At 71.9% G+C, this 23,827-nt stretch carries 17 protein-coding genes and 5 pseudogenes; 9 read left to right on the top strand and 13 right to left on the bottom strand.

What is annotated here, in order from left to right; all coding sequences use genetic code 11:
- Positions 1 to 79: 79 nt before the first annotated feature.
- From H3H54_RS02645 to H3H54_RS02600, 10 genes and pseudogenes are all read right to left on the bottom strand, one after another.
- A complete protein-coding gene (locus H3H54_RS02645) occupies positions 80 to 562 on the bottom strand; it encodes a hypothetical protein (RefSeq protein ID WP_262425395.1) in 483 nt (160 codons plus the stop codon).
- 65 nt (positions 563 to 627) lie between these two features.
- On the bottom strand, positions 628 to 1,722 hold the full coding sequence (locus H3H54_RS02640; RefSeq protein ID WP_262425394.1) for a DNA/RNA non-specific endonuclease: 1,095 nt from the start codon (positions 1,720 to 1,722) through the stop codon (positions 628 to 630).
- A 310-nt stretch (positions 1,723 to 2,032) separates the two neighbouring features.
- A complete protein-coding gene (locus H3H54_RS02635; RefSeq protein WP_262425393.1) occupies positions 2,033 to 2,827 on the bottom strand; it encodes a hypothetical protein in 795 nt (264 codons plus the stop codon).
- A 215-nt stretch (positions 2,828 to 3,042) separates the two neighbouring features.
- Positions 3,043 to 4,187 (bottom strand): annotated as a pseudogene (locus tag H3H54_RS02630) (cysteine desulfurase family protein).
- Between the two features lie 9 nt (positions 4,188 to 4,196).
- Entirely contained in the window at positions 4,197 to 5,102 is a 906-nt protein-coding gene (nadC, locus tag H3H54_RS02625; protein ID WP_262425392.1) for a carboxylating nicotinate-nucleotide diphosphorylase, read from the bottom strand.
- The gene (locus H3H54_RS02620) at positions 5,096 to 5,368 is read right to left on the bottom strand and encodes a hypothetical protein (protein WP_262425391.1); all 273 of its coding nucleotides are present in this window, start codon (positions 5,366 to 5,368) and stop codon (positions 5,096 to 5,098) included. Before H3H54_RS02620 ends, nadC begins: the two co-directional genes overlap by 7 nt.
- 1 nt (position 5,369) lies before the next feature.
- The gene (locus tag H3H54_RS02615) at positions 5,370 to 6,749 is read right to left on the bottom strand and encodes an L-aspartate oxidase (RefSeq protein WP_262425390.1); all 1,380 of its coding nucleotides are present in this window, start codon (positions 6,747 to 6,749) and stop codon (positions 5,370 to 5,372) included.
- Positions 6,750 to 6,772: 23 nt separating this feature from the next.
- Positions 6,773 to 8,091 (bottom strand): annotated as a pseudogene (gene nadA / locus H3H54_RS02610) (quinolinate synthase NadA).
- A gap of 26 nt (positions 8,092 to 8,117) precedes the next feature.
- Complete coding sequence (locus tag H3H54_RS02605; protein WP_262425389.1) at positions 8,118 to 8,804, bottom strand: NrtR DNA-binding winged helix domain-containing protein; 687 nt, start codon at positions 8,802 to 8,804, stop codon at positions 8,118 to 8,120.
- A gap of 257 nt (positions 8,805 to 9,061) precedes the next feature.
- Positions 9,062 to 10,270, bottom strand: a complete 1,209-nt coding sequence (locus H3H54_RS02600) for an NAD(P)/FAD-dependent oxidoreductase (protein WP_262425388.1) — start codon at positions 10,268 to 10,270, stop codon at positions 9,062 to 9,064.
- A 206-nt stretch (positions 10,271 to 10,476) separates the two neighbouring features.
- Here H3H54_RS02600 and H3H54_RS19390 point away from each other — a divergent pair.
- The 5 genes and pseudogenes from H3H54_RS19390 to H3H54_RS02575 all read left to right on the top strand — a co-directional run bounded on the left by H3H54_RS19390 (position 10,477) and on the right by H3H54_RS02575 (position 15,546).
- Positions 10,477 to 11,978, top strand: a pseudogene (locus tag H3H54_RS19390) (glutamate--cysteine ligase).
- A gap of 86 nt (positions 11,979 to 12,064) precedes the next feature.
- A complete protein-coding gene (locus H3H54_RS02590; protein WP_262425387.1) occupies positions 12,065 to 12,883 on the top strand; it encodes a WXG100 family type VII secretion target in 819 nt (272 codons plus the stop codon).
- Positions 12,884 to 12,998: 115 nt separating this feature from the next.
- Positions 12,999 to 13,802: a hypothetical protein gene (locus H3H54_RS02585; protein ID WP_262425386.1), complete on the top strand. Its 804-nt coding sequence runs from the start codon at positions 12,999 to 13,001 to the stop codon at positions 13,800 to 13,802.
- A gap of 534 nt (positions 13,803 to 14,336) precedes the next feature.
- Positions 14,337 to 14,507, top strand: coding sequence for a hypothetical protein (locus tag H3H54_RS02580; RefSeq protein ID WP_262425385.1), 171 nt, complete (start codon positions 14,337 to 14,339; stop codon positions 14,505 to 14,507).
- Between the two features lie 55 nt (positions 14,508 to 14,562).
- A complete protein-coding gene (locus H3H54_RS02575) occupies positions 14,563 to 15,546 on the top strand; it encodes a bile acid:sodium symporter family protein (protein ID WP_262425384.1) in 984 nt (327 codons plus the stop codon).
- Between the two features lie 86 nt (positions 15,547 to 15,632).
- Here H3H54_RS02575 and H3H54_RS02565 read toward each other — a convergent pair.
- Positions 15,633 to 17,431, bottom strand: a pseudogene (locus H3H54_RS02565) (BCCT family transporter).
- A gap of 403 nt (positions 17,432 to 17,834) precedes the next feature.
- Here H3H54_RS02565 and H3H54_RS02560 point away from each other — a divergent pair.
- The gene (locus H3H54_RS02560) at positions 17,835 to 18,311 is read left to right on the top strand and encodes a DUF4352 domain-containing protein (RefSeq protein ID WP_316249192.1); all 477 of its coding nucleotides are present in this window, start codon (positions 17,835 to 17,837) and stop codon (positions 18,309 to 18,311) included.
- Between the two features lie 247 nt (positions 18,312 to 18,558).
- Here H3H54_RS02560 and H3H54_RS02555 read toward each other — a convergent pair whose 3' ends face one another.
- On the bottom strand, positions 18,559 to 19,326 hold the full coding sequence (locus tag H3H54_RS02555) for a hypothetical protein (RefSeq protein WP_262425383.1): 768 nt from the start codon (positions 19,324 to 19,326) through the stop codon (positions 18,559 to 18,561).
- A 394-nt stretch (positions 19,327 to 19,720) separates the two neighbouring features.
- Here H3H54_RS02555 and H3H54_RS02550 point away from each other — a divergent pair, with 394 nt between their 5' ends.
- Complete coding sequence (locus H3H54_RS02550) at positions 19,721 to 19,954, top strand: hypothetical protein (RefSeq protein WP_262425382.1); 234 nt, start codon at positions 19,721 to 19,723, stop codon at positions 19,952 to 19,954.
- Positions 19,955 to 20,028: 74 nt separating this feature from the next.
- Positions 20,029 to 22,597, top strand: a pseudogene (gene hrpB, locus H3H54_RS02545) (ATP-dependent helicase HrpB).
- Here hrpB and H3H54_RS02540 read toward each other — a convergent pair.
- The gene (locus tag H3H54_RS02540) at positions 22,587 to 23,237 is read right to left on the bottom strand and encodes a GPP34 family phosphoprotein (protein ID WP_262425381.1); all 651 of its coding nucleotides are present in this window, start codon (positions 23,235 to 23,237) and stop codon (positions 22,587 to 22,589) included. The pseudogene hrpB and the gene H3H54_RS02540 sit on opposite strands and share 11 nt — an antisense overlap.
- Before the next feature lie 119 nt (positions 23,238 to 23,356).
- Between H3H54_RS02540 and H3H54_RS02535 the strand changes: the two genes are divergently transcribed.
- The gene (locus H3H54_RS02535) at positions 23,357 to 23,824 is read left to right on the top strand and encodes a DUF3817 domain-containing protein (protein ID WP_262425380.1); all 468 of its coding nucleotides are present in this window, start codon (positions 23,357 to 23,359) and stop codon (positions 23,822 to 23,824) included.
- Positions 23,825 to 23,827 lie beyond the last annotated feature (3 nt).

Below are 23,827 nucleotides of genomic sequence, written 5' to 3'. Positions count from 1 at the left end.
TGTCAGTCATACCGTAAGCAGCTGCGCCCCGCTCGACCATGGGGAGGACTCCCCATGCCCGGCCTGCATCGATGGTGGCTCAGGAACCACTGAGCAGCTCCCTCACCCAGGCCGGCAGGCGGTCCTCGCCCACCCGTGAGGCGAGCAGGTGGGCGTAGGCCGCATCGATCCGCCCGAGCCCGTCGAAGCTGCCGGGGTCGCGGTCGTAGTTCATGTCGGTCTCGAGCCGGATCCGTTCCGGCTCCTCCTCGCTGCGGCCAGCCTCCATCCGGAAGGAGACGAAGGCCTGCTGCTGCTCGGCCGCGGCCTGCTGGAGGGCGTCCAGCAGCAGGGCGATCTGCGAGTCGGTCGCGAAGGTGGCGTCGCCGCCGCTGGTGGTGCCGTCGCGGTCGGTGATGACCAGGCGGCCTGCCCACTCCTCGCCGTGCGGGATGAAGGCGGCGCCCACGGCGGCCCAGCTCTCGGTGAGGTCGAGCGAGCTCAGCAGCACCCCGGCGAGGTCCTGGATGAGGGCGCCCTGGCGCTGCATCGGGGCGCTGGGCGGGGGCGGGGTCTGGGTCAACGGGGTCCCTCCACACGGGATCGATCAGCGGGTCGGTCAGCAGGTCGGTCAGCGGCGCCGGCGGCTCAGCCGGGGAAGCGGGCGCCTTCAGGGTAATTGGGCAGGTGCTCGTCCACGATCTGCTCGCCGTTCTCGTGGATGCGCACGTCGTATCCCTCGGGCACGTACTCCCATGGGGCGCTGCCTTGTTCGGGGCCGACGCCCTTGGGCTGCTCCTCGCCCCAGGTCACGAGGGTCTCGTAGGAGTAGGAGCTGCCTTCGTCGGTGATGCCGTCGGCCATCATCGATTCGTAGGTGTAGACGGTGTCCTGGCCGCTGCGGGCCTGGTTCACCTCATCCCACTGGCGGGTGTAGTTGATCTCCTCGCGGATGCCGCCGAGCTGGCGCGCCAGCACATGCCCGGCGTTGAACTCGACAGGTTCGGAGGTGCCGTCCCCGGCCATATCCCAGCGCTCGGCGATCTTGGACTGGATCGACTGGCTGCGGGACATGTCGCGGTCGACGATGACGTCCGGGACGTACATGTGCTCGGTCCGGCCCAGCTCGTCGGTGCGGTAGTAGGTCGAATCGTTGACGTGATAGGTCGCGTCGGGGAACACCTCGCGGAGGTTGGGGTTCATCTCGTCCCCGCCGCCGGTGGCCTCGACGTAGGCGATCCGACCCTCGCTGTCCGTGTAGTAGGTGCCGTGGTCGCCCACCTCGTAGGCGGTGTCCGGGGCGAGCTCGAGCGGAGCGCCGTCGGGGTCGAGGCCGAAGGGCTCGTCGTCCCCGCCCGGGGCGAGGTCATGGTCGCCGTCGACGTTCACCGTGTCCGAGGTCTGCGGCGGGCTGAGCTCCATACCGGAGTCAGGGAAGGCGAGCTCGCCCTCGCCCACCGCCTCGGAGGCCTCCGCGCCGCTCGCGAGCGGGGTGGAGGCGACCATCAGCCGGATGTCCGCGGCCTCGGCGGTCGCCATCGTGCCCACGGTGTCGGAGGCTGCGGCGCCGCCGGGCAGGGCTCGCGGTCCGGGCGGCGGGGCCGACGGGCCCGACGGGCCTGCGCTCCCGGTGGCCGCCCCGCCCCCGTCCTCCGAGGCCTGGTCCTGCTCGTCGGCGTGCCCGTCGAGCGTGCGGCCGTCGGCCCGGAGCCGTGCACCGCGCTCGAGCAGGCCGGGACGCACCCGCCCGCCCCAGTCAGCGCGGAAGGAGTCGGCATCCAGTCCGGTCCAGGTAACGGCGTCGATCAGCGCGCTGAGGCGGAGGGCGAGATCGTCGATCCGTTCGGCGCCCCGGCGACCGCGGCACCCGCTTGACGCAGCGCCTCGGTATCGGCTCCCTGGAACCCGGTCACGTGATCTCCCCTGCTCGTGGCCACGACGAGCTCACCGTAAGGAGCGCTCGTCACCGCCGACCATGGGGAGTTCTCCCCATCCCGTGGGGTGGCGTCGAGTGTTCATCCGCGCGCCACCGACAGGCCATGGGGAGCCGGGATCAGCCTCCCAGCAGTGCGATCACACGGCCGTGCGCGCTCCAGGCGACGTGCGTCTCGAGCGGGTCGCCGGGCACGTCGACCTCCATCAGGTCCACGCGAGCGCCGACGGTGGCGTCACGCAGGTCCGCGACGGCGAGAGTGCCTGCGGGGAGGTCCGACAGGCCGGAGGAGGCGGGGTCCTGCAGCGGCACCTCGGTCGCGGCGTCGATCTCGGTCATGCCGAGCAGCTCCGCGAAGAGGTGCTGGTCCATCAGCTGCTCGGCGGCGTCGGTGCGGGCATCCTCGGAGTCCTCGGCCGCCGGGCCGCGCTCGGCGAGGGCGGTCAGGGTCGCCTCGAGTGCCGCGGCGAAGCGCTCGAGGTAGGCGCCGAGGTCGGGGGCGGCCAGTTGCAGGGCGAGGTCCTCGCCGATGCCGTAGACCGCGCCGGGTGTGCCGTCGGGATCGAGGGCGAGCACCACGGCGGCGTCCGGGGTCTCGTACAGGGGGTAGAAGGAGGTCGCCTCTCCGAGCAGGGTGTAGGGGCCCACGTCGGTGCGGTCCTCGATCTGGAGGGTGAGCATCGTCAGTCCGCACACCTTCACGCCGCCGAGCTCATCGGTGATCTGCTCGAGGGCGGGCGGCGGATCAGCCGCAACCTCCTCCTCGGTGACGGCGAGGCCGGGGATCGCGGCGGCGTCCTGCTCATGGGTGTTGACCAGCGAGGCGAGGCGGTCCAGGACCGGTCGCACGGAGGCCAGCGGCAGCACCTCGGCCGCGGTGGGCCAGGGCAGGGAAGAGTTCATGGGCGTGCTCACGCGCCCAGTCTGTCACGGGCTCCGGCACGTCCCGGCCGAGCATCCCGATCCCGCAGCACGCCCCGCAACGCCCCCTGCAGCGGCGGCAAGTGCATCCGGTGGCGCTCAGCCAGCAGACGGCGCCCTATACGGGGAACGCGTGCTGGAACAGCGCCAGTGGATGCAGTGGGTCCGTGGGTCAGTGGGTCCGTGGGCCCCTCCCGCCCCGGACAGGGTCACGGACGCGTCGCAGGCCCGATGACCGCGGTCAGAGCGGCGACGGCCGTCTCGGCCTGCGCGGCAGTGAGATCGGCGGGCAGGGTGCAGCGCAGCGCGGTCTGCGCGACCTCGCGGGGGATCCCGAGGGCGGTGAGCACGTGGGAGGGCTCATCGCTGCCGGCGGCGCAGGCCGAGCCGCTGGAGGCGATCACCCCGTGGTCGGCGAGGTCCAGCAGGGTCGCCTCCTCCCGCTGCGGCCGGGCAGGCAGAAGGAGGCATGGCCGGGCAGGCGCGCCTGACCACGACGCGGATCCGCACCGGTCAGCAGCGCGTCGGGGCGCACGGCGCGCACCGCCTCGAGCAGCCGGTCGCGCAGCGGCGCCAGGCGGGCGGCCTTCTGCTCCCGTTCGGCCTCGGCGAGCTCGAGGGCGACCGCGAGCGCCACGGCGAAGGCCACGTTCTCGGTGCCGGAGCGGCGCGCGTTCTCCTGCCCGCCGCCGTGGATCAGCGGCTCGAGCGGCAGGCGGCCGCGGATCGCGGCCAGGCCGATGCCCTTGGGGGCGCCGAGCTTATGCCCGGACAGCGTCAGGGCATCGGCCCCGAGGTCTCGCAGGTCCTGCCAGCCGGCGGCCTGGACCGCATCGGTGTGCAGCAGCGCACCGACCTCGTGGGCGGTCTCGGCGAGCGCGCGGATGTCCTGGATGGTGCCGATCTCGTTGTTCGCCAGTGCCAGGCTGACCAGGGTGGTGTCCTCCCGCAGCACGGCCCGCAGCGCCTCCTGGGTCACCGTCCCCTCCGGAGCGACCTCGACCCACGAGACCTCGAAGCCGTGCAGCCGCTGCAGGTAGGCGACGCTCTCGAGCACCGCTTCGTGCTCGGTGGCGGCGGTGACCAGGTGCCTGCCGCGCGGGGCGGCCAGCGCCAGGCCCTTGAGCGCGAGGTTCGCGGCCTCCGTGCCCCCGGCGGTGAACACGATGTCGCTGCGGCGCACCCCGAGCACGGCGGCGGCGCGCCGGCGGGCGTCCTCGAGTCCCGCGGCGGCCGCCTCCCCCACCGCGTGGTGGCTGGAGGGGTTGCCGAAGGTGGCGGTGAGATAGGGCCAGGCCGCCTCGAGCGCCTCTCGGCGCACCGGGGCGGTGGCGGCGGTGTCGAGGTAGAGCATCACGTCCCCTCAGTCGCTCGCCACGGCGACGGCACCCGCAGCACCGCCGCCGCTCTCGGGACCCGCGGTGACCGTCATGTCCAGCCCCAGGTCGAGGTGGCGGGCGCTGTGGGTGAGGGCGCCGGAGGAGATGACGTCCACTCCGGTGCGGGCGATCTCGGCGACGGTCTCGAGGGTGACGGTGCCGCTGGCCTCGACGATCGCGCGGCCGGCGACCAGACGCACCCCGGCGGCGAGGTCGGCGAGGGAGAAGTTGTCGAGCATGATGATGTCGACGCCGCCGGCGAGCACCGGCTCGATCTGCTCGAGGCCGTCCACCTCCACCTCGATCCGGGTGGTGTGACCCAGCTGGGCGCGGGCCCGACGGATCGCCTCGGTGAGGTCCACTCCCTGCTGCGCGAGCACGGCGAGGTGGTTGTCCTTGGCCATGACGGCGTCCGAGAGCGAGAAGCGGTGGTTCACGCCACCGCCGCAGCGCACCGCATGCCGTTCGAGGGCGCGCAGGCCCGGTGTGGTCTTGCGGGTGTCGGTGATGCGCGCGCCGGTGCCCTCGACGGCATCGACCATCCGCCTCGTGGCGGTGGCGATCCCGGACATCCGCTGGACGAGGTTCAGGGCGATCCGCTCGGCCTGGAGCACGGCGCGGGCTGGACCGGTCACGGCGGCCAGCACCTCACCCGCGGCGAAGCGGTCCCCGTCGGCGCGGTGGGCGGTGACCTCGATGGCCGGGTCGGTGAGGCGGAACGCGGCGGAGACGACGTCGATCCCGGCCAGCACCCCGTCCTCGCGCGCGGTGAGCCGGGCGGTGGCGGTGGCGTGCAGGGGCAGGAACACCTCGCCGGTGAGGTCACCCCAGGGGGCGTCCTCGGCGAGGGCGGCGGTGACGACGGGATCGATCTGGGCGCGGGTCAGCATGCGGGGGCCTCCGGGGTGAGCATGAGGGTGCGGTCGGGATGGGGCACGGCGGGCGTGCTGGGATCGTCGAGCCGGTGGTGGGCGCCGACGGATTCCGGTCGTTCCAGGGCGTGGGCGACGAGCAGCCGGGCGAGGTCGAGGAGGTTGCGATCCTCGAGCGCGCCGAGGTGTGGAGCGCGGCGGGGTCCGGGGCGTGCCAGTTCGCGAGCTGGGCGGCGGCGGCCTCGAGCTCGCTCCCGGTGCGCAGCAGTCCGGCCCGGGCCCACATCAGCTCCTGCAGCTGGGTCCGGGTCCAGGGGATCCGGTCTCGGCGCGGCGCGGGAGCCCCACTGCCGCCCGCGGAGCCCGGTCGACCCGTTGAGGGCTCACCTGTGCCCGTGCGGCGGCAGCGCCGGCGCGGGTCCCGAACACGGCGCCCTCCAGCAGGGAGTTCGAGGCCAGACGGTTCGCGCCGTGCACACCGGTGCGGGCGCACTCCCCCGCCGCGTACAGCCCGGGCAGGGTGGTGCGGCCCTCGAGGTCGGTGCGGATCCCGCCCATCCCGTAATGGGCCGCCGGAGTGACGGGCACGGGCTCGCGGCCCCAGTCGATCCCGGCCGCGCGCACGACGCCGTCGAGGGTGGGGAATCGCCGACGCAGGCGCCCCGCGCCGATCCCGGTGGCGTCCAGCAGCACCGGTCTCCCCTCCTGCGTGGCCATGACCTGAGCGATCGCCCGGGCGACGAGATCACGCGGGGCGAGCTCGCCGCGGGGATCGAGACCGGGCAGGAAGCGCCGCCCGCGCTCGCAGCGCAGCAGCGCCCCCTCGCCCCGCACCGCCTCCGAGAGGAGGAAGGAGGCGTAGCGGCCGGGTACGGCCAGCGCGGTGGGGTGGAACTGGAAGAACTCGAGGTCCTCGAGCACGGCACCGGCCCGCCAGGCCGCGGCGAGCCCGTCACCCGTGGCCACCGCGGGATTCGTGGTGCGGGAGAAGAGCTGGCCGGCGCCACCGGTGGCGAGCACGGTCGCCCGGGCGCGCACCCGGCGGCGCGTCCCGTCGGCTCCGAGCAGCTCGGCACCGACCACCCGACCGTGCTCGAGCCGCAGATCCACCAGGGCGGTGTGCTCGAGCAGCGCGAGGCTGCCGCCTGCGCCGCCTGTACCTGTACCGCCTGCACGGCCCGCACCACCCGCACCATCCGCACTGCCGTGCTGCGACCGCTCGCGCACGGCCTGCACCAGAGCATCGTCGATGGCTCGTCCGGTCGCGTCGCCGCCGGCATGGAGGATGCGGGGCCGGTCGTGGGCGCCCTCGAGGCACAGCGCGTGCGAGCCGTCGTCGGCGCGGTCGAAGCGGACGCCGTGGGCGATCAGGCCCGCGATCGCCGCCGGCCCCTCCTCGCACAGCACCCGCACCGCCTCCGGATCGCCGAGTCCGGCACCGGCGGCGAGGGTGTCCCGGGCATGCGCGGCAGGGCTGTCCGCAGGGTCGAGGGCCCCGGCGATCCCGCCCTGGGCGCGGCGGGTCGCGCCGTCGGCGAGCGCGCCCTTGGTCACCAGCAGCACGTCGGCCCGCTGCGCGGCGCGCAGGGCCGCGGTGAGCCCGGCGATGCCGGAGCCGATCACGAGCACCTCGGCCCGGAGCTCGGACCGCCGCTCGGTGTGCACCGCCGTCCGCTGCGCCGCCACTCTCAGCGCCCCGGGGTGGGACGGGTCGCGGGTCGCACCGCGAGCATCCGCTCGAGCGCCGTCCGGGCGGGCTCGGCGACATCGGGACCCACGGTGATGCGGTTCAGGACCTCGCCGGCCAGCAGCGACTCGAGCACCCCGGCGAGGTAGCCGGGGTGGATGCGATACATGGTCGAGCAGGGGCACACCACGGGGTCCAGGCAGAAGATGGTGTGCTGGGGGTGCTCGGCGGCCAGGCGCTGGACCAGATTGATCTCTGTGCCGATCGCGAAGGTGGTGGGCTCCTCGGCCGCCTCGATGGCGCGGCGGATGTAGTCGGTCGAGCCGGATTCGTCGGCCGCGTCGACCACGGGCATGGGGCACTCGGGGTGCACGATCACGCGCACCCCGGGATGCTCGGCGCGGGCCTTCTCGATCTGCGCGGTGGTGAAGCGCTTGTGCACGGAGCAGAAGCCGTGCCACAGCACCACCTGCGCGTCCTGCAGGGTCTGCGCGTCATTGCCGCCCAGCGGCCGACGGGGTTCCACATCGGCATCCGCTCCAGGGGGATGCCCATGGCCTTGGCGGTGTTGCGCCCCAGGTGCTGATCGGGGAAGAACAGCACGCGGCGGCCGCGAGCGAAGGCCCACTCGAGCACGGCCGAGGCGTTCGAGGAGGTGCACACGATCCCGCCGTGACGGCCGACGAACCCCTTGATCGCGGCCGAGGAGTTCATGTACGTCACGGGGATGACCGGCAGCAGGCCGTCGCCGTCCGCCGCCTCCCCGCCATAGACCTCCATCAGCTGCTCCCAGCACTCCTCGACCTGGTCGATGTCGGCCATGTCGGCCATCGAGCAGCCGGCGGCGAGGTTGGGCAGGATCACGGACTGCTCCGGGGACGAGAGCAGATCCGCGGTCTCGGCCATGAAGTGGACGCCGCAGAAGATGATCGCCTCCGCCTCCGTGCGGGCCTTCGCCGCGGTGGCCAGCTGGAAGGAGTCGCCCACGTAGTCGGCGTACTGGATCACTTCATCGCGCTGGTAGAAGTGTCCGAGCACCACGGCGCGGTCGCCGAGCTCGGCCTTCGCCGCCCGGATCCTGCGGTCCAGCTCCGCGGCGCTCGCGCTGCGGTACTCCTCGGGGATCTCCCTCTGGCGCGGAGCGGCGGCGGGGATCGCATCGGCCATCGAGGCGCCGGGGCCGTACCCGGGGTCACGGGCATCGACGTCCCAGGGCGCGTCGAGCAGCTCGGTGGAGCAGGTGCTCCCGGCCGCGGCCCCGGACGAGATGTCCCGGATCGTCAGGTCGACCGAGGCGGCGGCGTTCGAGATGAGGGTCATGGTGTGCTCTCCGGTGGGGTGAGGGGTCATAGGCCCGTGAGCGGGCCGTTCTCGGCGAGGTGGATGGACTGGTCGTGGCGGTAGAGGCGGGCGGGGCGGTGGCGGCCTCCGGTGCGATAGGCCTCGGTGGCCACGAGTCGCCCGGAGGACTCCATCTGGCGGCGGAAGTTCGCGGGGTCGAGGGTGCGCTGCAGCACGGCCTCGTGGACCCCGCGCAGCTCGGCGAGGGTGAAGGTCTCCCCGAGGAACGCGGCGGCGATGCGGGAGTACTCGACCTTGTTGCGCAGCCGCCACAGGGCGTACTCGACGATGAGCGAGTGGTCGAAGGCGAGCTCGGGAAGCTCGTCGGCCACGAACCAGCGCACATTCACCCCGGCCTCGCCGGCGTCGGCCTCCTCGGGGCGCACGAGCGCCCAGTAGACGACCGAGACGGTGCGCTCGTCGGCCGAGTCCGACCTGTCCGGCCCGCCGAAGGCGTAGAGCTGCTCGAGGTACTGCGGGGTGAGCCGGGTGGTCTCGAGCAGGTTCCTCGCGGCCGACGCGGCGAGCCCCTCGTCGGACGCCAGCGGACCACCCGGGAGCGCCCAGAGACCCCGATGGGGATCTCGGATGCGACGCACGAGCGGGACCCACAGGGCCAGCCGACGGGTCCTCCGATGGGGGCGCAGGGCGAAGATGACCGTCGAGACGGCAAGGGCTGTCCGTGAGCTCATGACGACGACACCTCCTGTTAAAGTCGCGTGCACCTTTACTGGTGACGAGACATTAGGTTCAGGTTGACCAGAAGTGCACGGTGTGACGTAAATCTGTGACCGGGGTCACGACGGCAATGACTTTAAGTGCCACCCAGGGCGTCTCGTTCGACGGTGAACGGGGTGTCGGACGCGGGCGAGCGAACCGCTCGCCTCGTCCGGCACCTGTCGCCGGACCGTGGAGCGCGGTCCTGGTCGTGGCTCAGCCGAGCGCGCTCTCAGCCGGGCGGGATCTGGCCGTCGAGCGCCTCGACGTCGAGGGTGCCGTCCTGGGAGGCGGCGATGACCTCCCGGGCCCGCTCCACCGAGTCCCAGGTGTTCCACAGCAGCACGCCCTCGACCCTGCCGTCCTCGAGGTAGTGGACGACGGCGGCGGTGCGGTCCTCGTTCCACACCTCGCGCATCTCCAGGGACGCGTCGATCCGGCCCACGGCCTCGTAGCCGTCGTCGAAGAGGTCGGAGAAGAACAGCGGGCTGTGCTCGTACGGCTCCTCGACGCCGGCCATGTTCTTCCCGGCAGCGGCGCCGGAGGCCTGGGCGTGGTCGACGTGCTCGACATGGCGCAGGCCCAGCAGCGGGTCATCGAACAAGGCGATGTCACCGGCGGCGTAGACGTCCGGGGCGCTGGTGCGCAGGTACGGGTCCACGACGACGGCCCCGCGGTCGAGGTCCAGGCCCGCCAGCGCGGCAAGGGTGGTGTTCAGCTCGGCGCCGAGGCCGAGCACGGCGGCGTCGGCGTGCAGGGTCTCCGCCGCCCCGGCATGCAGCGCCAGCTCCTGACCGGTGCCGATCCCCATCAGCCGGAACCCGGGCACCACGGTGATGCCGTGCTCGGCGAAGGTCTGCTCGAGGCGCGCGGTGATCGAGGCGGGGAACATGTGCTCGAGCAGGTGGCGGCCGGAATGGGCCAGCGTCACCCGGGCACCGGTGCGGGTCAGCGCCGCGGCGATCTCGGTGCCGATGAAGCTGCCGCCCACCACGACGATCCGAGCGCCGTCCGTCGCGAGCGTGCGCAGGTGGCGGTAGTCGCCGACGGTCCGCAGGCAGAGGACCCGGTCGTCGTGGACATCGGGGAGGTGACGGGCGGAGGAGCCGGTGGCCAGCAGCACCGTCCCGTAGCGGATGTGGTGCCCGCGGGCGGTGACCACGCCGTGGGAGTGGGGCAGCAGCTCGGTGACCAGGGTGGAGGTGAACAACGACGCCCCGGTCTCCTCGACGGTGCGGAGGTCCTGGCTGTCGGGATCCGCGCTCTCGCCGGTCCAGAGGTCCTTGGACAGGGCGGGTCGGTAGACGGGGTCGTGGGGGTCGGCCGAGAGGATCGCGATGGTGGCCTCCGCGGAGGCGGCGCGGATCGCTCGGGCGGCGGAGTCGGCGGCCACTCCGCCGCCGATGATCACGTGGTCGTAGCGGGCTTCCAACTTCGTCATCGCAGGCTCCTTCGCCGACCGGATGGTGCCTCCACGATATTCCTACGAGGTCACGGCGGCAACGGGGCCGATCCCGCTGGGCAGCCAGCCGGTTCAGGAGCTTCGTGGTGACCCGTCGCACGGTCCGGCCAGCGGCTGCCGCTGCCCGTCGGTGCCGCCGGCGTGCTTGGATGAGCATCCCCGCCCCGTCAGCTCCGGAGGTCCTCATGGGACGCGAGATCGGCAGCACCGAATACACCCGCCCCCAGCGCACGCACTACCGCCGCGAGTTGCGCCGCAACCTGGACCTCTTCGAATCTTTCCTGGACACCGCCGAGTTCATCGACGAGGGCACCGTGGGCGTCGAACTCGAGATGAACCTCGCCCGGACAGACACGATGGAGCCGGCGCTGATCGCTGATCTGCTGCTCGAGGACCTGGACGACGAGGACTACGTCCACGAGATCGGCCGATTCAACCTCGAGGCGAACCTGCCCGTCTCCCGCCCCCAGGGGAACGGGCTCCACGAGCTCGAGCAGGAGCTGGGCGAGAAGATCGATCGCGCGGACACCGCCGCGCAAGCCCGCGGTGCACGGGTGGTCCCGATCGGCCATCTGCCCACCGTCACCGAGGAGCTCTTCCAGAACGAGGCGTGGCGGGCGCCCGGGGCCCGCTACGAGGCGCTCGAGAACAGCGTCCTGGAGGCGCGCGGCGAGGAGATCCACCTGAGCATCGAGGGCGAGGGGAAAGGCCGGGGCCTGGAGGCGACGTTCGACTCGATCGCGCCGGAATCCGCGTGCACCTCGATGCAGCTGCATCTGCAGGTCCCGCCGGAGCAGTTCGCCGCCGCCTGGAACGCTGCGCAGGCGATCGCCGGGCCGCAGGTGGCGCTCGCCGCGAACTCCCCTTCCTGCTCGGCAAGCGGCTGTGGCACGAGAGCCGCATCCCCACCTTCGTGCAGGCGCTGGACACCCGGCCACCCGAGTACGCCGCGCAGGGCGTGCGCCCCCGGGTGTGGTTCGGCGAGCGCTGGATCACGTCGATGTTCGACCTCTTCGAGGAGAACGTGCGGCTGTTCCCGGCGCTCATCCCCGAATCGCGGGAGATGGCCGAGGAGCCGTTGCTCACCGAGGGCTCGGCGCCCCGCCTGCACGAGCTGATGCTCCACAACGGCACGGTATGGCGCTGGAACCGTCCGATCTACGATCCCGGCACCGACGTCCCGCACCTGCGGCTGGAGAACCGCCTGCTGCCGGCCGGGCCGACGCCCGCGGACATGGCCGCCAACGCCGCCTTCTTCTACGGGATCCTCGAGTCGCTGGTCCATGAGCGGCGCCCGCTGTGGTCGCGGATGAGTTTCGAGCAGGCCGCCGAGGCCTTCCAGCAGTGCGCGCGCTGGGGCCTGGAGGCCCGGGTCCAGTGGCCCAGGGTGGGGCGGGTGCGAGTGGCGGATCTGCTGCTGGAGCAACTGATCCCGCAAGCCATGGAGGGCCTGCGAGCGCTCGGGGCCGACGAACAGGTCGCCGAGCACTACGGCGGGATCCTCTCCGAGCGGGCTCGCACCGGGCGGAACGGGGCGCGCTGGCAGATCGACACCGTGACCTCGCTCGAGCTGCGCGGCGCGAGCCGATCCGAGGCCCTCGCGGAGATGACGCGCCGCTATCGGGCAGAGGTGGACACGGGCCGGCCGGTCCACTCCTGGCCGGTCCCGGCCCGCCAGCGCGACTGACCCCGGCCCGCCTCGCCGCCGCGCGATGGGGAGCTCTCCCCATCGCGCCGGACGTTCCGCACGATTACCGTCCTGGGAATCAGCGGGTGCACCGGGCGCTCGCGATGATCGTCGGGGGACGAACGAGCATGGGCGAGTTCTGGGGAGCGGACACCGAGCAGCTGCAGGATCTGTACCGCGATTTCGAGCGCGGCTCGGATGCGATGGAGGACGAGTTCAAGCGCCTCGGCAACAGCATGTTCGGCTTCAACCGCCCCTCCTGGGAAGGGCCCGACGCCGACGCCTTCTTCGCGGAGTGGGAGCAGATCTCGAGCCGGGCGCGCGAGCTCTACACCATCGTCGAGGAGATGGGCCGCCAGCTTCGCGAGGAGGGGCAGGAGCAGGATGACGCCTCCGAGCCGGAGGGCGGCCTCCTCGACACCCTGAGCGGCATCGCCGAACAGCTCTACACCGGCTTCAACATCCTCAGGGACACCGCCGAGGAGCTGTGGAAGGGGCTCAAGCAGGGGCGGATCGAATGGCCCGTCTTCCAGGAGAGCGGCAACCGCCTCAAGAACTGGTGGAACGCCGCCGAGTTCGACAAGAGGCTCGGAGACCTGGTCGATTCCAAGGGGTTCAAGCGGATCGCGAAGCTCATCCCGTTCGTCGACATCCCCCTCACGATCGACGGGATCGTCAACGCGGACGACCCGGTGGAGGCCGTCCTGGCCGTCGGAGGCCTGATCGGGTACATCCCCCACCCGGCCACCGTCGTCATCGGCATCGTCTCCGACCTCGTCTCGATCGCCGACTGGGCCGGCGAGGAGTTCTTCGACGTCGACCTGAGCCGTGAGGTCGGCGACTGGTTCTCCGACGTGGCCAATGACGGCTTCGACCTCAAGCGCTGGAACCCTCTGCTCGCCTGACGCGCCCCGCCCTTCCGCCCCGCCCCAGCAACCCCTAGGCAGAGATGACCATCCCGCACATGAGCACCGCTGACGACTCCCCCACACCCGCCGTTCCCTGAGCGCCGCGGCCTCCGTGCTGCGAGAAGGCACCGGCGAACGCGTCGAGCTCAGCTCCTTCCTGGATGAGGAGCTCGCCGTCCTCCTCCAGGAGACCGGGCTGCCCGGGCCCGCCATCTGGATGCCCTGGGAGGAGCAGAACCCCGGCGGGGTCGAGGCCGGCGCCGCGAGCGTGGCTCGGATCCTGAGGCGTCGCCGCCACCTGGTGCCGGAGGCGCTCGCGGCCGAGCTCGAGGATCGCGAGCCCGAGATCGCCGAGGAGGCCCTGGTCACGGATCCCACCACCGCGGGGACGCTCGTCCTGCGTCGCAGCGCTGTCGCGGTGACCACCGCGCGGCGCACGATCTCCGTCTCCGGTGAGCCTCGTGAGCTGCGCTGCTACTTCTACCATCAGAGCGTCGGGGTGACCCTCGAGGAGAAGGTCACCGCTGAGGGGCTCCACTCCTTCGCCGTCCTGCCCACGGCCGAGGTCGGTGAGCGTCTCACGATGCTCGTGGACCCCCAGGGCGTCGCCTCGTCGGACTCGGAGATGCGGGAGATCCCCGCGGGAACGCCGCCCGAGGAGTGGGGCGAAGGGATCGCCGAGGGCACCCGCCACCTCACCCAGGTCGTCACCGCGAGCGCCGACAGCGCGACGGCCCGCAGCGCCGCCTTCCATGCCACCGATGCGGCCGTGCACGTGGCCGTCGCCGATTCCGTCACCGCCGCACCGGACGGCTCCACCGCGCTCCGGATCGCGCAGGTCGGGCCCGAGTCGCTGCAGGACGTCCTGGATCAGATCGTCGGCGGCGGGGACACTGCACCGACCGATCCCGCCTGATCTCCCGCGCGACACCGGTGCAATACTCGGCTCCCATGACACAGCGGAGTTCTCTCGGCCCTCGACTGCAGCGCCATCGCACAGCGGTGTCGGCCCTCGGGGTGATCGGATGGCTGGTCACCGGCCCGCTGATCGTGCTCATCTCCCTCGTGGTTGTCGGAGCCTCCAGGCTCCCGGAGCTGCTGCTCATCGCGCTCGTCGGCGTCGTCATCACGGCCGTCATGGCCGCGTACCTGCTGTGGAGCACCTCCGCCTACCTGGACGTGCATGAGGGCGGTGTGGTGGTGGGGCGGAGCATCTCCGCGGGCCGTCCCCGGCAGATGCGGTTCACCGAGATCCACCCCGGAACCCTCCGCGTGCATACGGGGATCAACAGCCTCCAGCCGACGATGAGCCAGCGCTTCGGTCGGTTCTCGAACGCTCACCTCTTCCTCGCTTCGGGATCCGATCTCGGCGTCACCCTTCCTCGGCCCCGACCGGGATTCCGAGCTCTCGGGGAGGGACAGGCCCCCGGCGGACGGCCGCGGCATCGTCGTGTTCGCCTCCCGCGAGGCAGAGGCGATCGCCGATCAGCTGCGGGCCGGGTTCGAGAGGGCCGGCTGCCCTCCCCACCTGGCGCGGGAGTACCTGCGCCACGGCGTGCGGAAGCTGCCCGGCAACGGGTTCCGTGCACAGCAGCAGATCCCCGGGATGGCGTACCGCTGACCACCTGGTGTCCACATGACGGGACGCCATCTCATAGCGCGGTACAGTGCCTCGCATGAGTACTCAGACCCCGGCGTCCGTGGACGCCGCCCGCACCTCCGAGGACCGCTCCGCGCGCATCGCGGTGACCGTCTTCCCCGTCCTGATCCTCGCCGCCGCCGCGTTCGGCTTCTTCGTGCCGAGCGTCGGCCAGTCCCTCGCGCAGTTCACCAGCGTCTACCTGGGCATCATCATGTTCGCGATGGGCCTGACCCTCACGATCCCGGACTTCGCACTGGTGGCCCGCAGGCCGCTGCCGATCCTGATCGGCGTGGTCGCGCAGTACGTGATCATGCCGCTGGTCGGACTCGGTGTCGCGATCCTGCTGCAGCTCCCGGCCGAGCTCGCCGTCGGCGTGATCCTGGTGGGCTCCGCCCCGGGCGGCACCAGCTCGAACGTCATCAGCTACCTGGCCAAGGCGGACACCGCCCTGTCGGTGGCGATGACCTCGATCTCCACTCTGCTCGCACCGCTGCTGACCCCGCTGCTGACCCTGTGGCTGGCCGGCTCCTACCTGCCCGTGGATGCGGGCTCGATGGCCATGTCCATCGTGCAGATGGTGCTCATCCCGGTCGTGGGCGGCCTCGTGGTCCGGCTGATCGCCGGCAAGCTCGTCGCTCGGATCCTCCCCGCCCTGCCGTGGGTCAGCGTCGCCGGCATCTCGCTGGTGGTCATCGCCGTGGTCAGCGGCTCGACAGAGGCGATCGTGACCGCCGGTGCGCTGGTGCTGCTGGCCGTCGTGCTGCACAACGGCATCGGCTACCTCCTCGGATACTGGGCCGCGCGCCTGCTCCGTCAGGGCGAGCGCGCCGCCCGCACCACCTCGATCGAGGTCGGCATGCAGAACTCGGGCCTCGCCGCGACGCTCGCCGCGAGCGCCTTCAGCCCGGCCGCCGCCCTGCCGGCCGCGATCTTCTCGATCTGGCACAACCTCTCCGGCGCCGTGCTGGCGATGTACTACCGCCGCAGCGCGGACAAGCACCAGGCCGACCGCTCCTGACCGACCACCCGATGCGCAGAAGGGCCGACGCACCGCTTCCGCGGGCGTCGGCCCTTCTGCCTGTCGTCCCGCTCAGCGGGACCGGGTCAGCGCGACTGCGGGCGACCACCCTCGGGCAGATCGGCCTTCGAGCTGCCGGTGCGGGCGGGCAGGGTGCCCGTTTCGGGCACCGCCACCTCGTCCCCGTCCTCGACCTCCTCGTAGGGATCGGTCAGCACCGGCACCTCGGTGGTGAACGTCGGCTCGACGACGTAGTCGTCGGTGTCGTAGTCCTCGTCCTCCTCGCGGCGCTCGTACTCCTCGGGGGCAGCACCTGCGCCCACTCGCGGGTACGCATCGGTGGCAGTTCGCCGGCGTCCTCCCGGAGCGCGCGCAGCAGCGCGTACATCTGGAACCAGCCCATGACGAAGAACGGCAGGCCGACCAGGATGATCGTGGATTGCAGAGCTTCCAGCCCGTCGGTGCCCGAGAACACCAGAAGAGTGGCGGTGACCAGGGCGATCGCCACGCCCCAGAAGATGCGCTGACCCAGCGGGTTGAAGTCCTCGTGGCCGTTGGCCATCGAGTCCGTGACCAGGGCGGCGGAGTCCACCGAGGTGACGAAGAAGATGATCACCAGGACGATCGCGACTACCGAGACGAAGAACGCCGCCGGATAATTGGCCAGGAGGCCGAACAGTGCGCCGGGGATGTCCCCGTCATCGACCACCCGTTCGACCAGTCCGCCTTCGCCGTTGAACTCGATGTCGAAGCTCGCGAAGCCGAAGATCCCGAACCAGATCACCGAGAAGCCCGCGGGCACCGCGAGCACACCGGAGACGAACTGGCGGATGGTGCGGCCGCGCGAGATGCGGGCGATGAAGATGCCCACGAACGGGGACCAGGTGATGGTCCAGGCCCAGTAGAAGACGGTCCAGGTGTTCTGCCAGCCGGAGTTCGCGAAGGTGTCGTTCCACAGGGCGAGCTCGGGCAGGGCCACCAGGTAGTTGCCGAAGGACTCGAAGGTGCCCTTGAGGATGAACAGCGTCGAGCCACCGGCGACCAGCACGAAGAGCATCAGCAGCACGGCCGCGACGATGTTGATGTTGGAGAGCAGCTTGATGCCCTTCTCCAGGCCCATCGACACCGAGATCAGCGCGAGCCCGCAGACCACGCCGATGATGATGAGGTTCCAGCCGGCGCTCTCGGGCACCCCGAACAGCTGGTTCAGGCCGCCGTTGATCTGCAGCGTGCCCAGGCCCACCGAGACGGCGATGCCGAAGATGGTGCCGATGATCGCGATGATGTCGATCGCCTTGCCGATGGGGCCGTGGATGCCCTCTCCCAGGAGGGGCTGGAAGATCGAGCTGACGCGCGGCGGCAGGTTGCGCTTGTGGATGAAGTACGCGAAGCACAGGGCCGGGAGGGTGAAGATCGTCCAGGTGTGCAGCGTGAAGTGGTAATACGTGAAGTTCATGGCGTCGCGCGCGGCGGCCATGGTCCCTGCCTCGATGCCGAGGTCGGTGGCGCGCGGCGGGTCACCGAAGTGGCTGACCGGCTCGGCGACGCCCCAGAACATGAGGATCGAGCCGATGCCGGCGGCGAACAGCATCGCGAACCATGCCCCGCCGGAATGCTCCGGCGGCTCATCGTCCGGCCCCAGCTTCACCCGGCCGAAGCGCCCCGCGGCGATGACGATCAGGAAGGCGAGGAAGACGGTGACGCCGAGGATGTAGAACCAGCCGAGGTTCGTCATCAGCCACTGCGAGGCAGCGTTGGTGGCTCTGCCCATGGGCTTGGTGAAGGCGATCGTGCCGACCACGAAGGCGATGATGATCGCCGCCGAGCCGAAGAAGATCACGGGTGACGTGCGCAGGCGCAATGCGTCATGGAGTTTCGTCAGCAAGGTCCAGTCTCCTCGTGGTGCGGACTTGGGGTGTACGGATCGATGCTCCACCGGGCCCTGCCGTCGCGGCGGGTCCGGGTGCCGGTCAGTATTGCAGGAGATGGGCAGGTGCCGGGGGAGTTCTCCCCATCGCCCGCGCTGACAGGGGCGGATACCGTAGCCGGATCAGCTGAGGAATCACGCGGAGGAAGACGATGAGCAACCCCTACGGAATGCCGAGCGGTCCGCCGCAGATGCCGCTGGCCCCTGCGCAGAAGAACCGGACCGGACTGTACGTCGGCATCGCCTGCGGGTGCCTGCTGCTGGTGACCCTCCTGATCGCTGTCGTCGGCGTCGGCCTCTGGCTGTTCTCGGGCGATGACACCCGCGCGGACCCCACGGACGACCCCACCACCACGAGCGAATCCCCTCGGACGAGCCGACGGACGAGCCCACCTCGGAGGAGCCGACGGAAGAGCCCACCTCGGACGCTCCCATCGAGACGCCGAGCGAGGATCCCTCCGACGATCCGACCTCCAGCCCCGGCTCGTCCTTCTCGATCCACGTCTCCGCACCCTCGGAGGGCGCCACCCTCGAGACCGATGACGAGACCCTCGATACCCAGAACGGGAAGTTCGTGGGTGTGGCGGTGACCCTGACGAACAACGGCTCGGAGGACATCGGGCTGTCCGGGTCGAGGTTCCGCTTCTACGACACCGAGGGCGAGGAGCACTCGCTGCGCTACGCCTCGTTCTCCACCTCCGGGCCGCAGGTCGCTCCCGGGGAGGAGGCCGCCGCCCTGCTCTACGCGGACGTCCCCGCGAACATGGAGCTCGCCTCGGTCAGCTACACGGACGATGTCGGCACCGGCGGGACGGAGATGACCTTCCCCGTCGGCTGAGCGACCGCTCGGTCAGAAGGAGTTCCCCGCTGGTCATGACATCGACAGCGCTCGCAGCGCGGGTGCACTCAGGGAAAGACCAGCCTCGTTACAGCGGTTTACCCGGCAGTGGTTGTTCACTGGTCTCAACGCGTCACCGGAGGACCTGCTGACTGAGGAGGAGGCAGGATCCACTGATCCGGGACGCGGGGAAGGGATGGCCCCGGCTCGTGGGGACGAGCCGGGGCACTTTTCTGTGCGGGCCCGCTCAGTGCCGCAGGTCGATCCCGAACACTCTGCGGATCTGCGCGACGGCATGCCGGGTGAAGCGTCGGTCCGAAGGGGTCGAGGCGAAGGGCAGCACGAGCCCCGGATGCTCCGGATGGGTGACACGGCCGTGCGTCGCGCCCGGCGTCACCACGAATCCTGCGCCTTCCATGCGCCGCAGCAGCTCGCGCCGGGTGGTGGGGTGACGTGTCCCCTGTCCTCCACGGGCGCTCGGCCCGGCGGCATCCTCGGCGATGTCCAGCGCCGGCTGGTAGTCCTCCGGGCGCACCGACAGCGCATAGCGTGCGGAGAACAGGCCGATCACGGCGTTGTCCGCCCGCCGCACCTGCGCCACCAGCCCGTCGCGCAGGAAGTGGTCGCTGGCCCCGGCATCCGCGGTCCAGGCGTCCTGAGGATCGGCCACGGCCTGCACGATCTGCTCGGTGGACAGCTCCTGCACCCCGACGGTGCGGATCTGATGATCGTGGATCCGCAGGGGCCGCGGCACCGGGCGCGGATCCTCGGCGCTCAGGGTGTGCACCGCGTCAGCAGGCGGGGCGGGCAGCGGTCGCGGCAGCTCGACGGTGCGGGGCCGACTGCGCGGCAGCCGCGCCGACGGGCTCGCCTCCGCCTTCCGCTGCGCCGGATCGGGTGCCTGTGCGGGTCGCCGAGGGATCGCGCTCCAGTCCACGGGCCGCACTCGACGGGCGGGGTCGATCCTGCCGCCCAGGGCCTTCGGGGTGGGCCGGCCACCGCTGCCGCCGTCCATGCTCCCACCTCTCGTCGCTGTCGGACTGCTCCCACAGATGGTGGCATGCCGACAGCGTCGGCTAGCGTGGCGCTCGTCGCCGACACTCCCAGCCGTGAGGAACCCGTGCTCGCTCGCACCGCCCGTCCCCGCCCGTCCACCGCCGGCTTCGCCGGCGCGTTGCTGGCCCTGACGCTGCTCGCCGCCGGGTGCGGTGACAGCGACCCCGCCCCGGAGGGGACCAGCTCCTCCCCGCCGCCTCTGATGACGGCGGTGCGTCCGACGCCGGCGGCGCCTCCGACGGGGTGGCCAGACCGCCGCCGGGGTCCCCCAGGACGCGTACCCAGCCACCCCTGCCCCCGAGGACTTCGAGGCGCCTGACGCCTGCTCGGGCGAGGGTGCCTACTTCGCGGACGTGGGCGGGACCGCCACTCCCGAGCTGCCCGAGCGGGCGGGCGAGACGCTGACCATCGAGGTCGCCGGCATCGAGGGCGAGGACGCGCAGCTGACCGCCACGCTCGGCGATGGCAGCCCGCGAGAGGTCGAGCCGCTGACCCTCGGCGAGACGGCGACGATCGACCTGTGGACGATCTCGGTGACGAGCGTCTGCGGCGACAGCCAGCAGGTGGAGTTCGACCTCATCGACTGACGGCAGCGGGGCGTGGAGAGTCCCGGAGCCCGGGAGGTCGCCACCGGCTCGCACCTTCACGGCATGATGGACGGATGCCCGCCGCACCCGCCCAGCACCGCTTCGATCTCGACGCCATCGGCGCGGGCCTGCCCGTCGCAGCGGCGCGCACCGAGCTCGAGGCGGCCGCCCGCAGCGGCGCGATGGTGGTCACGGCGCCGCCCGGGACCGGCAAGACGACGCTGGTGCCGCCGTTGGTCGCGAATCTGGCCGAGGGCCTGACCCTGGTCACCCAGCCGCGCCGGGTCGCGGTGCGGGCCGCCGCGCGCGCCGCCTCGCCCAGCTGGACGGCTCCGCGCTGGGCGGCCCGGTGGGCTTCACGGTGCGCGGCCAGCGTCAGGTCGGTGCGGACACCCGGCTCGAGATGCTCACCCCGGGGGTGCTGCTGCGGCGCCTGCTCGCGGATCCGGAGCTGCCGGGCATCGCCGCCGTGGTGCTCGATGAGGTCCATGAGCGTTCGCTGGAGACGGATCTGCTGCTGGGCATGCTCGCCGAGGCGCGGCAGCTGCGGGAGGACCTGCTGGTGGGGGCGATGTCCGCGACGCTCGATGCCGCCGCGGTGGCCGAGGTGCTGGACGGCGCCGGGATCGTGGAGGTCCCCAGCGCCCTGCATCCGTTGACGATCAGCCATGCCCCCTCCCCCGCTCCGCGGCTGGATGCGCGTGGCATCACCCGCGAGTACCTCGACCATCTCGCCCGCACCGCTGCACGGGCGCAGCGTGAGCAGGGCACCGACGCGCTGGTATTCGTGCCTGGCGCGCGGGAGGTCGATGAGGTCGTGGCGCGCCTGCAGGGGCTCGTCGGCGATGGGGTGGAGGTCCTCGCGCTGCACGGCCGGCTGCCCGCGGCGCAGCAGGATCGTGCCACCGGCGGCCGGCGCCCCGGGAGCCGCCCCGGATCGTGGTCTCCACCGCGCTCGCGGAGAGCTCCCTGACGGTGCCCGGCGTGCACCTGGTGGTCGATGCGGGGCTCTCCCGTGAGGTGCGGCGGGACCGTGGCCGCGACATGTCCGGCCTGGTCACCGTCAGCGCCTCACGTGCTGCCGCTGAGCAGCGTGCCGGGCGCGCGGCCCGTCAAGGGCCGGGGGCGGCGGTGCGGGTCTTCGCCGAGTCGGATCTGGCGGGGATGCCGGCCCAGTCCCCGCCGCAGATCAGCAGCAGCGACCTCACCGATGCCGCCTTGTGGCTGGCCTGCTGGGGCACGCCCCGCGGAGAGGGCCTGGCCCTGCTCACCCCGCCGCCGGCCGCCGAGATCCGCGCCGCCGAGCAGACCCTGCACGCCCTGGGCCTGGTGGACGGGGAGGGCAGGCCCACTGCGTCAGGCACCCGCGTCGCCCGCCTGCCGATCGGGGTGCGGGAGGCGCGGGCCCTGCTCGACGGGGCCCGGAGCCTGCCCGGGGACCAGGCGGCCCGCACCGCCGCCGAGATCGTCGCTGCGGTCTCCGACGACCATCGACCCTCGGGCGCGGACCTCCCCCGCCTGCTGCAGGATCTGCGCGCGGGCCGCGCCCCGGGCGCTGACCGCTGGCGCCGTGAGCGTGATCGGCTCACCCGCATCGCCCGTGACACCGGGACCTCCAGCGCGCCCACGATCACGGCGAGCACCCCGGCGGAGCAGGCCGGGGCGGTGCTGGCGCTCGCCCGGCCCGAACGGATCGCGCACCGCACGGGCGAGGGGTCCCGCTCATACCTGCTGGCCTCCGGCACGCGAGCAGCTCTGCCCGAGGGCAGCGGCCTGCTGGGGGCCGCGTGGATCGCGGTATGGGAGGTGCAGCGGGCACCGGGGCGGGCCGCCGACGGCACCGGGGCGGTGATCCGTGCCGCGGCCCCGCTCAGCGAGGAGGATGCACTGCGGATCGGGGCCGGTCTGCTGGTCGAGGAGCGCACCGCCCTCCTCGAGGAGGGGTCGGTGCGGGCCCGGCAGCGGCGCGCCCTCGGAGCGATCGAGCTGGCCTCGACACCGGTCGCGACGACGGCCCGCGACACCGTCCCGGCGGTCCTCGCGCACGTGCGCACACGGGGGCTGGCCGCCTTGCCGATGAACGACTCCGCCCGTGACCTGCGGGCTCGGCTGGCGCTGGTGCATCGTGAGCTCGGCGCGCCCTGGCCGGCGATGGACGAGGCGACGCTGCTGGAGGGGGTGGGGACCTGGCTGGCCCCTCAGCTCTCGGGGCGCACCACGCGGTTGGACCGGATCGATGTGGCCGGCGGGCTCCGGTTGCTGCTGCCCTGGCCGGAGGCTGCGGCTCTTGAGGAGCTGGTGCCGCAGCGTCTCGCGGTGCCCTCGGGCAGCACCGCCCACATCGACTATCCGGAGCCGGATGCGGAGGATGGCCGCCCGGTGGTGGCGGTGAAGCTGCAGGAGCTGTTCGGCCTCGCCGAGACCCCGCGCCTCGTGCGGGGCCGGGTGCCGGTGCTGTTCCATCTGCTCTCGCCGGCGCGCCGGCCGCTCGCGATCACCGATGACCTGCGCTCCTTCTGGGACGGGCCGTATCGGGAGGTGCGCAAGGAGATGCGGGGCCGCTATCCCAGGCATCCCTGGCCGGAGGATCCGTGGACCGCGCCCGCGACCTCCCGCACCACGCGGCGGCCGCTCAGGTCATGATCGTCGTGGCGGTGGTGGTCGCGATCATCACCGCGGTCATGTCGTTCATCATCTTCTTCACGGCGAGGGCCGCCGGATGGTCGACGTCGAGGCCCTCGATTCGCTGATCGAGCTCCTTGCGGGAGAGCTCCGGCAGGTCGCCGCCGAGGATCCGGTGGGCGACCCCGAGGGTGCGCAGCAGCTCCAGCAGGACCCCGTCCTGCAGGCTCGCGGTGCGGGGATCGCGAACGGCACCTGCGATCCGGGCGCGCAGGGAGTTCTCGTAGGTGTCGTCATGAGTGGGCCAGCTGGTGGTGAACCAGCCATCCTTGCGCTGCACCACGCCGACCGCGGCGAAGCCCTCGCCGATCACCTCGGTGAGGTCCATCGAGCGGTGGCCGATCACGGAGCCGATGGGCTTGCCATCGAGCCCGGCGAGCGCGCCGAGCGCCTGGTCGAGCACCGGCAGGCCCAGCGGGGTGTGGTCGAGGACGGTGACCTTGGGGGTGCGCTCCTCGGTGAGGGCGACCCGCTGGTACAGGGTGAGCTCGGTGATCGCGGCGGCGGCGAGCGCCTGCTGGCGGTAGTAGGTGGAGTCCTGACGGCCGGCATCGTTGGTCAGGAGCAGGAAGAGCTGTCCGGGAATCGTGTGCGTCGTCATCTGTCCAGTGTGAGTGCGGCCACGCACGGGCGGCACCCCTGATCGTCCACCGGCGGTTCCGTCTTTCGTCGGGCCTCGCATCCAGCCGTCACGGAGCAGCACCTGGCACCATCGACCCCATGCGCCTGCTCTCCACCCCCTCTCGCCTGTACCGCGTGCTCGCCCTCGCCGAGGTGGTCACCTGGACCCTTCTGCTGGCCGGCATGTTCCTGAAATACGTGCTGCAGTCCACCGAGCTGCTGGTGCGGATCGGCGGCGGACTGCACGGCTTCACCTTCATCGCATACATCGCAGTCACGGTGCTGGTCGCGGTCGACCAGCAGTGGAGGCTGAAGGATCTGCTGCTCGGCATCGGCTCCGCGGTGATCCCGTACCTCACGGTGCCCTTCGAGCGCTCCGCGCTGCGCCGCGGCCTGCTGGGCGATCGCTGGCGGCTGCGTGAGGAGCAGCCGAGCTCCGCACCCCAGCAGGTGGTGGGCCTGGCCCTGCGCCATCCGATCCCGGCTGCGCTGATCGTGATCGTCGGGGTGGCGGTGGTGTTCTCGGTGCTGCTGTCCCTGGGCCCGCCCACCGAGTGGTTCGCCTGAGAC

Source organism: Brachybacterium sp. Z12 (assembly GCF_014400405.1).
Lineage (GTDB): Bacteria > Actinomycetota > Actinomycetes > Actinomycetales > Dermabacteraceae > Brachybacterium.
The sequence above is the reverse complement of the archived record's forward strand: the minus strand, read 5'-3'. Positions and strand labels throughout refer to the sequence as shown.

Bases quoted from the DNA above. Each gene is read 5' to 3' on its own strand.
- H3H54_RS02535 (WP_262425380.1), top strand. From the start codon at position 23,357: ATGCGCCTGCTCTCCACCCCCTCTCGCCTGTACCGCGTGCTCGCCCTC.
- nadC (WP_262425392.1), bottom strand. From the start codon at position 5,102: ATGCTGACCCGCGCCCAGATCGATCCCGTCGTCACCGCCGCCCTCGCC.
- H3H54_RS02575 (WP_262425384.1), top strand. From the start codon at position 14,563: ATGAGTACTCAGACCCCGGCGTCCGTGGACGCCGCCCGCACCTCCGAG.
- H3H54_RS02540 (WP_262425381.1), bottom strand. From the start codon at position 23,237: ATGACGACGCACACGATTCCCGGACAGCTCTTCCTGCTCCTGACCAAC.
- H3H54_RS02555 (WP_262425383.1), bottom strand. From the start codon at position 19,326: ATGGACGGCGGCAGCGGTGGCCGGCCCACCCCGAAGGCCCTGGGCGGC.
- H3H54_RS02605 (WP_262425389.1), bottom strand. From the start codon at position 8,804: ATGAGCTCACGGACAGCCCTTGCCGTCTCGACGGTCATCTTCGCCCTG.
- H3H54_RS02600 (WP_262425388.1), bottom strand. From the start codon at position 10,270: ATGACGAAGTTGGAAGCCCGCTACGACCACGTGATCATCGGCGGCGGA.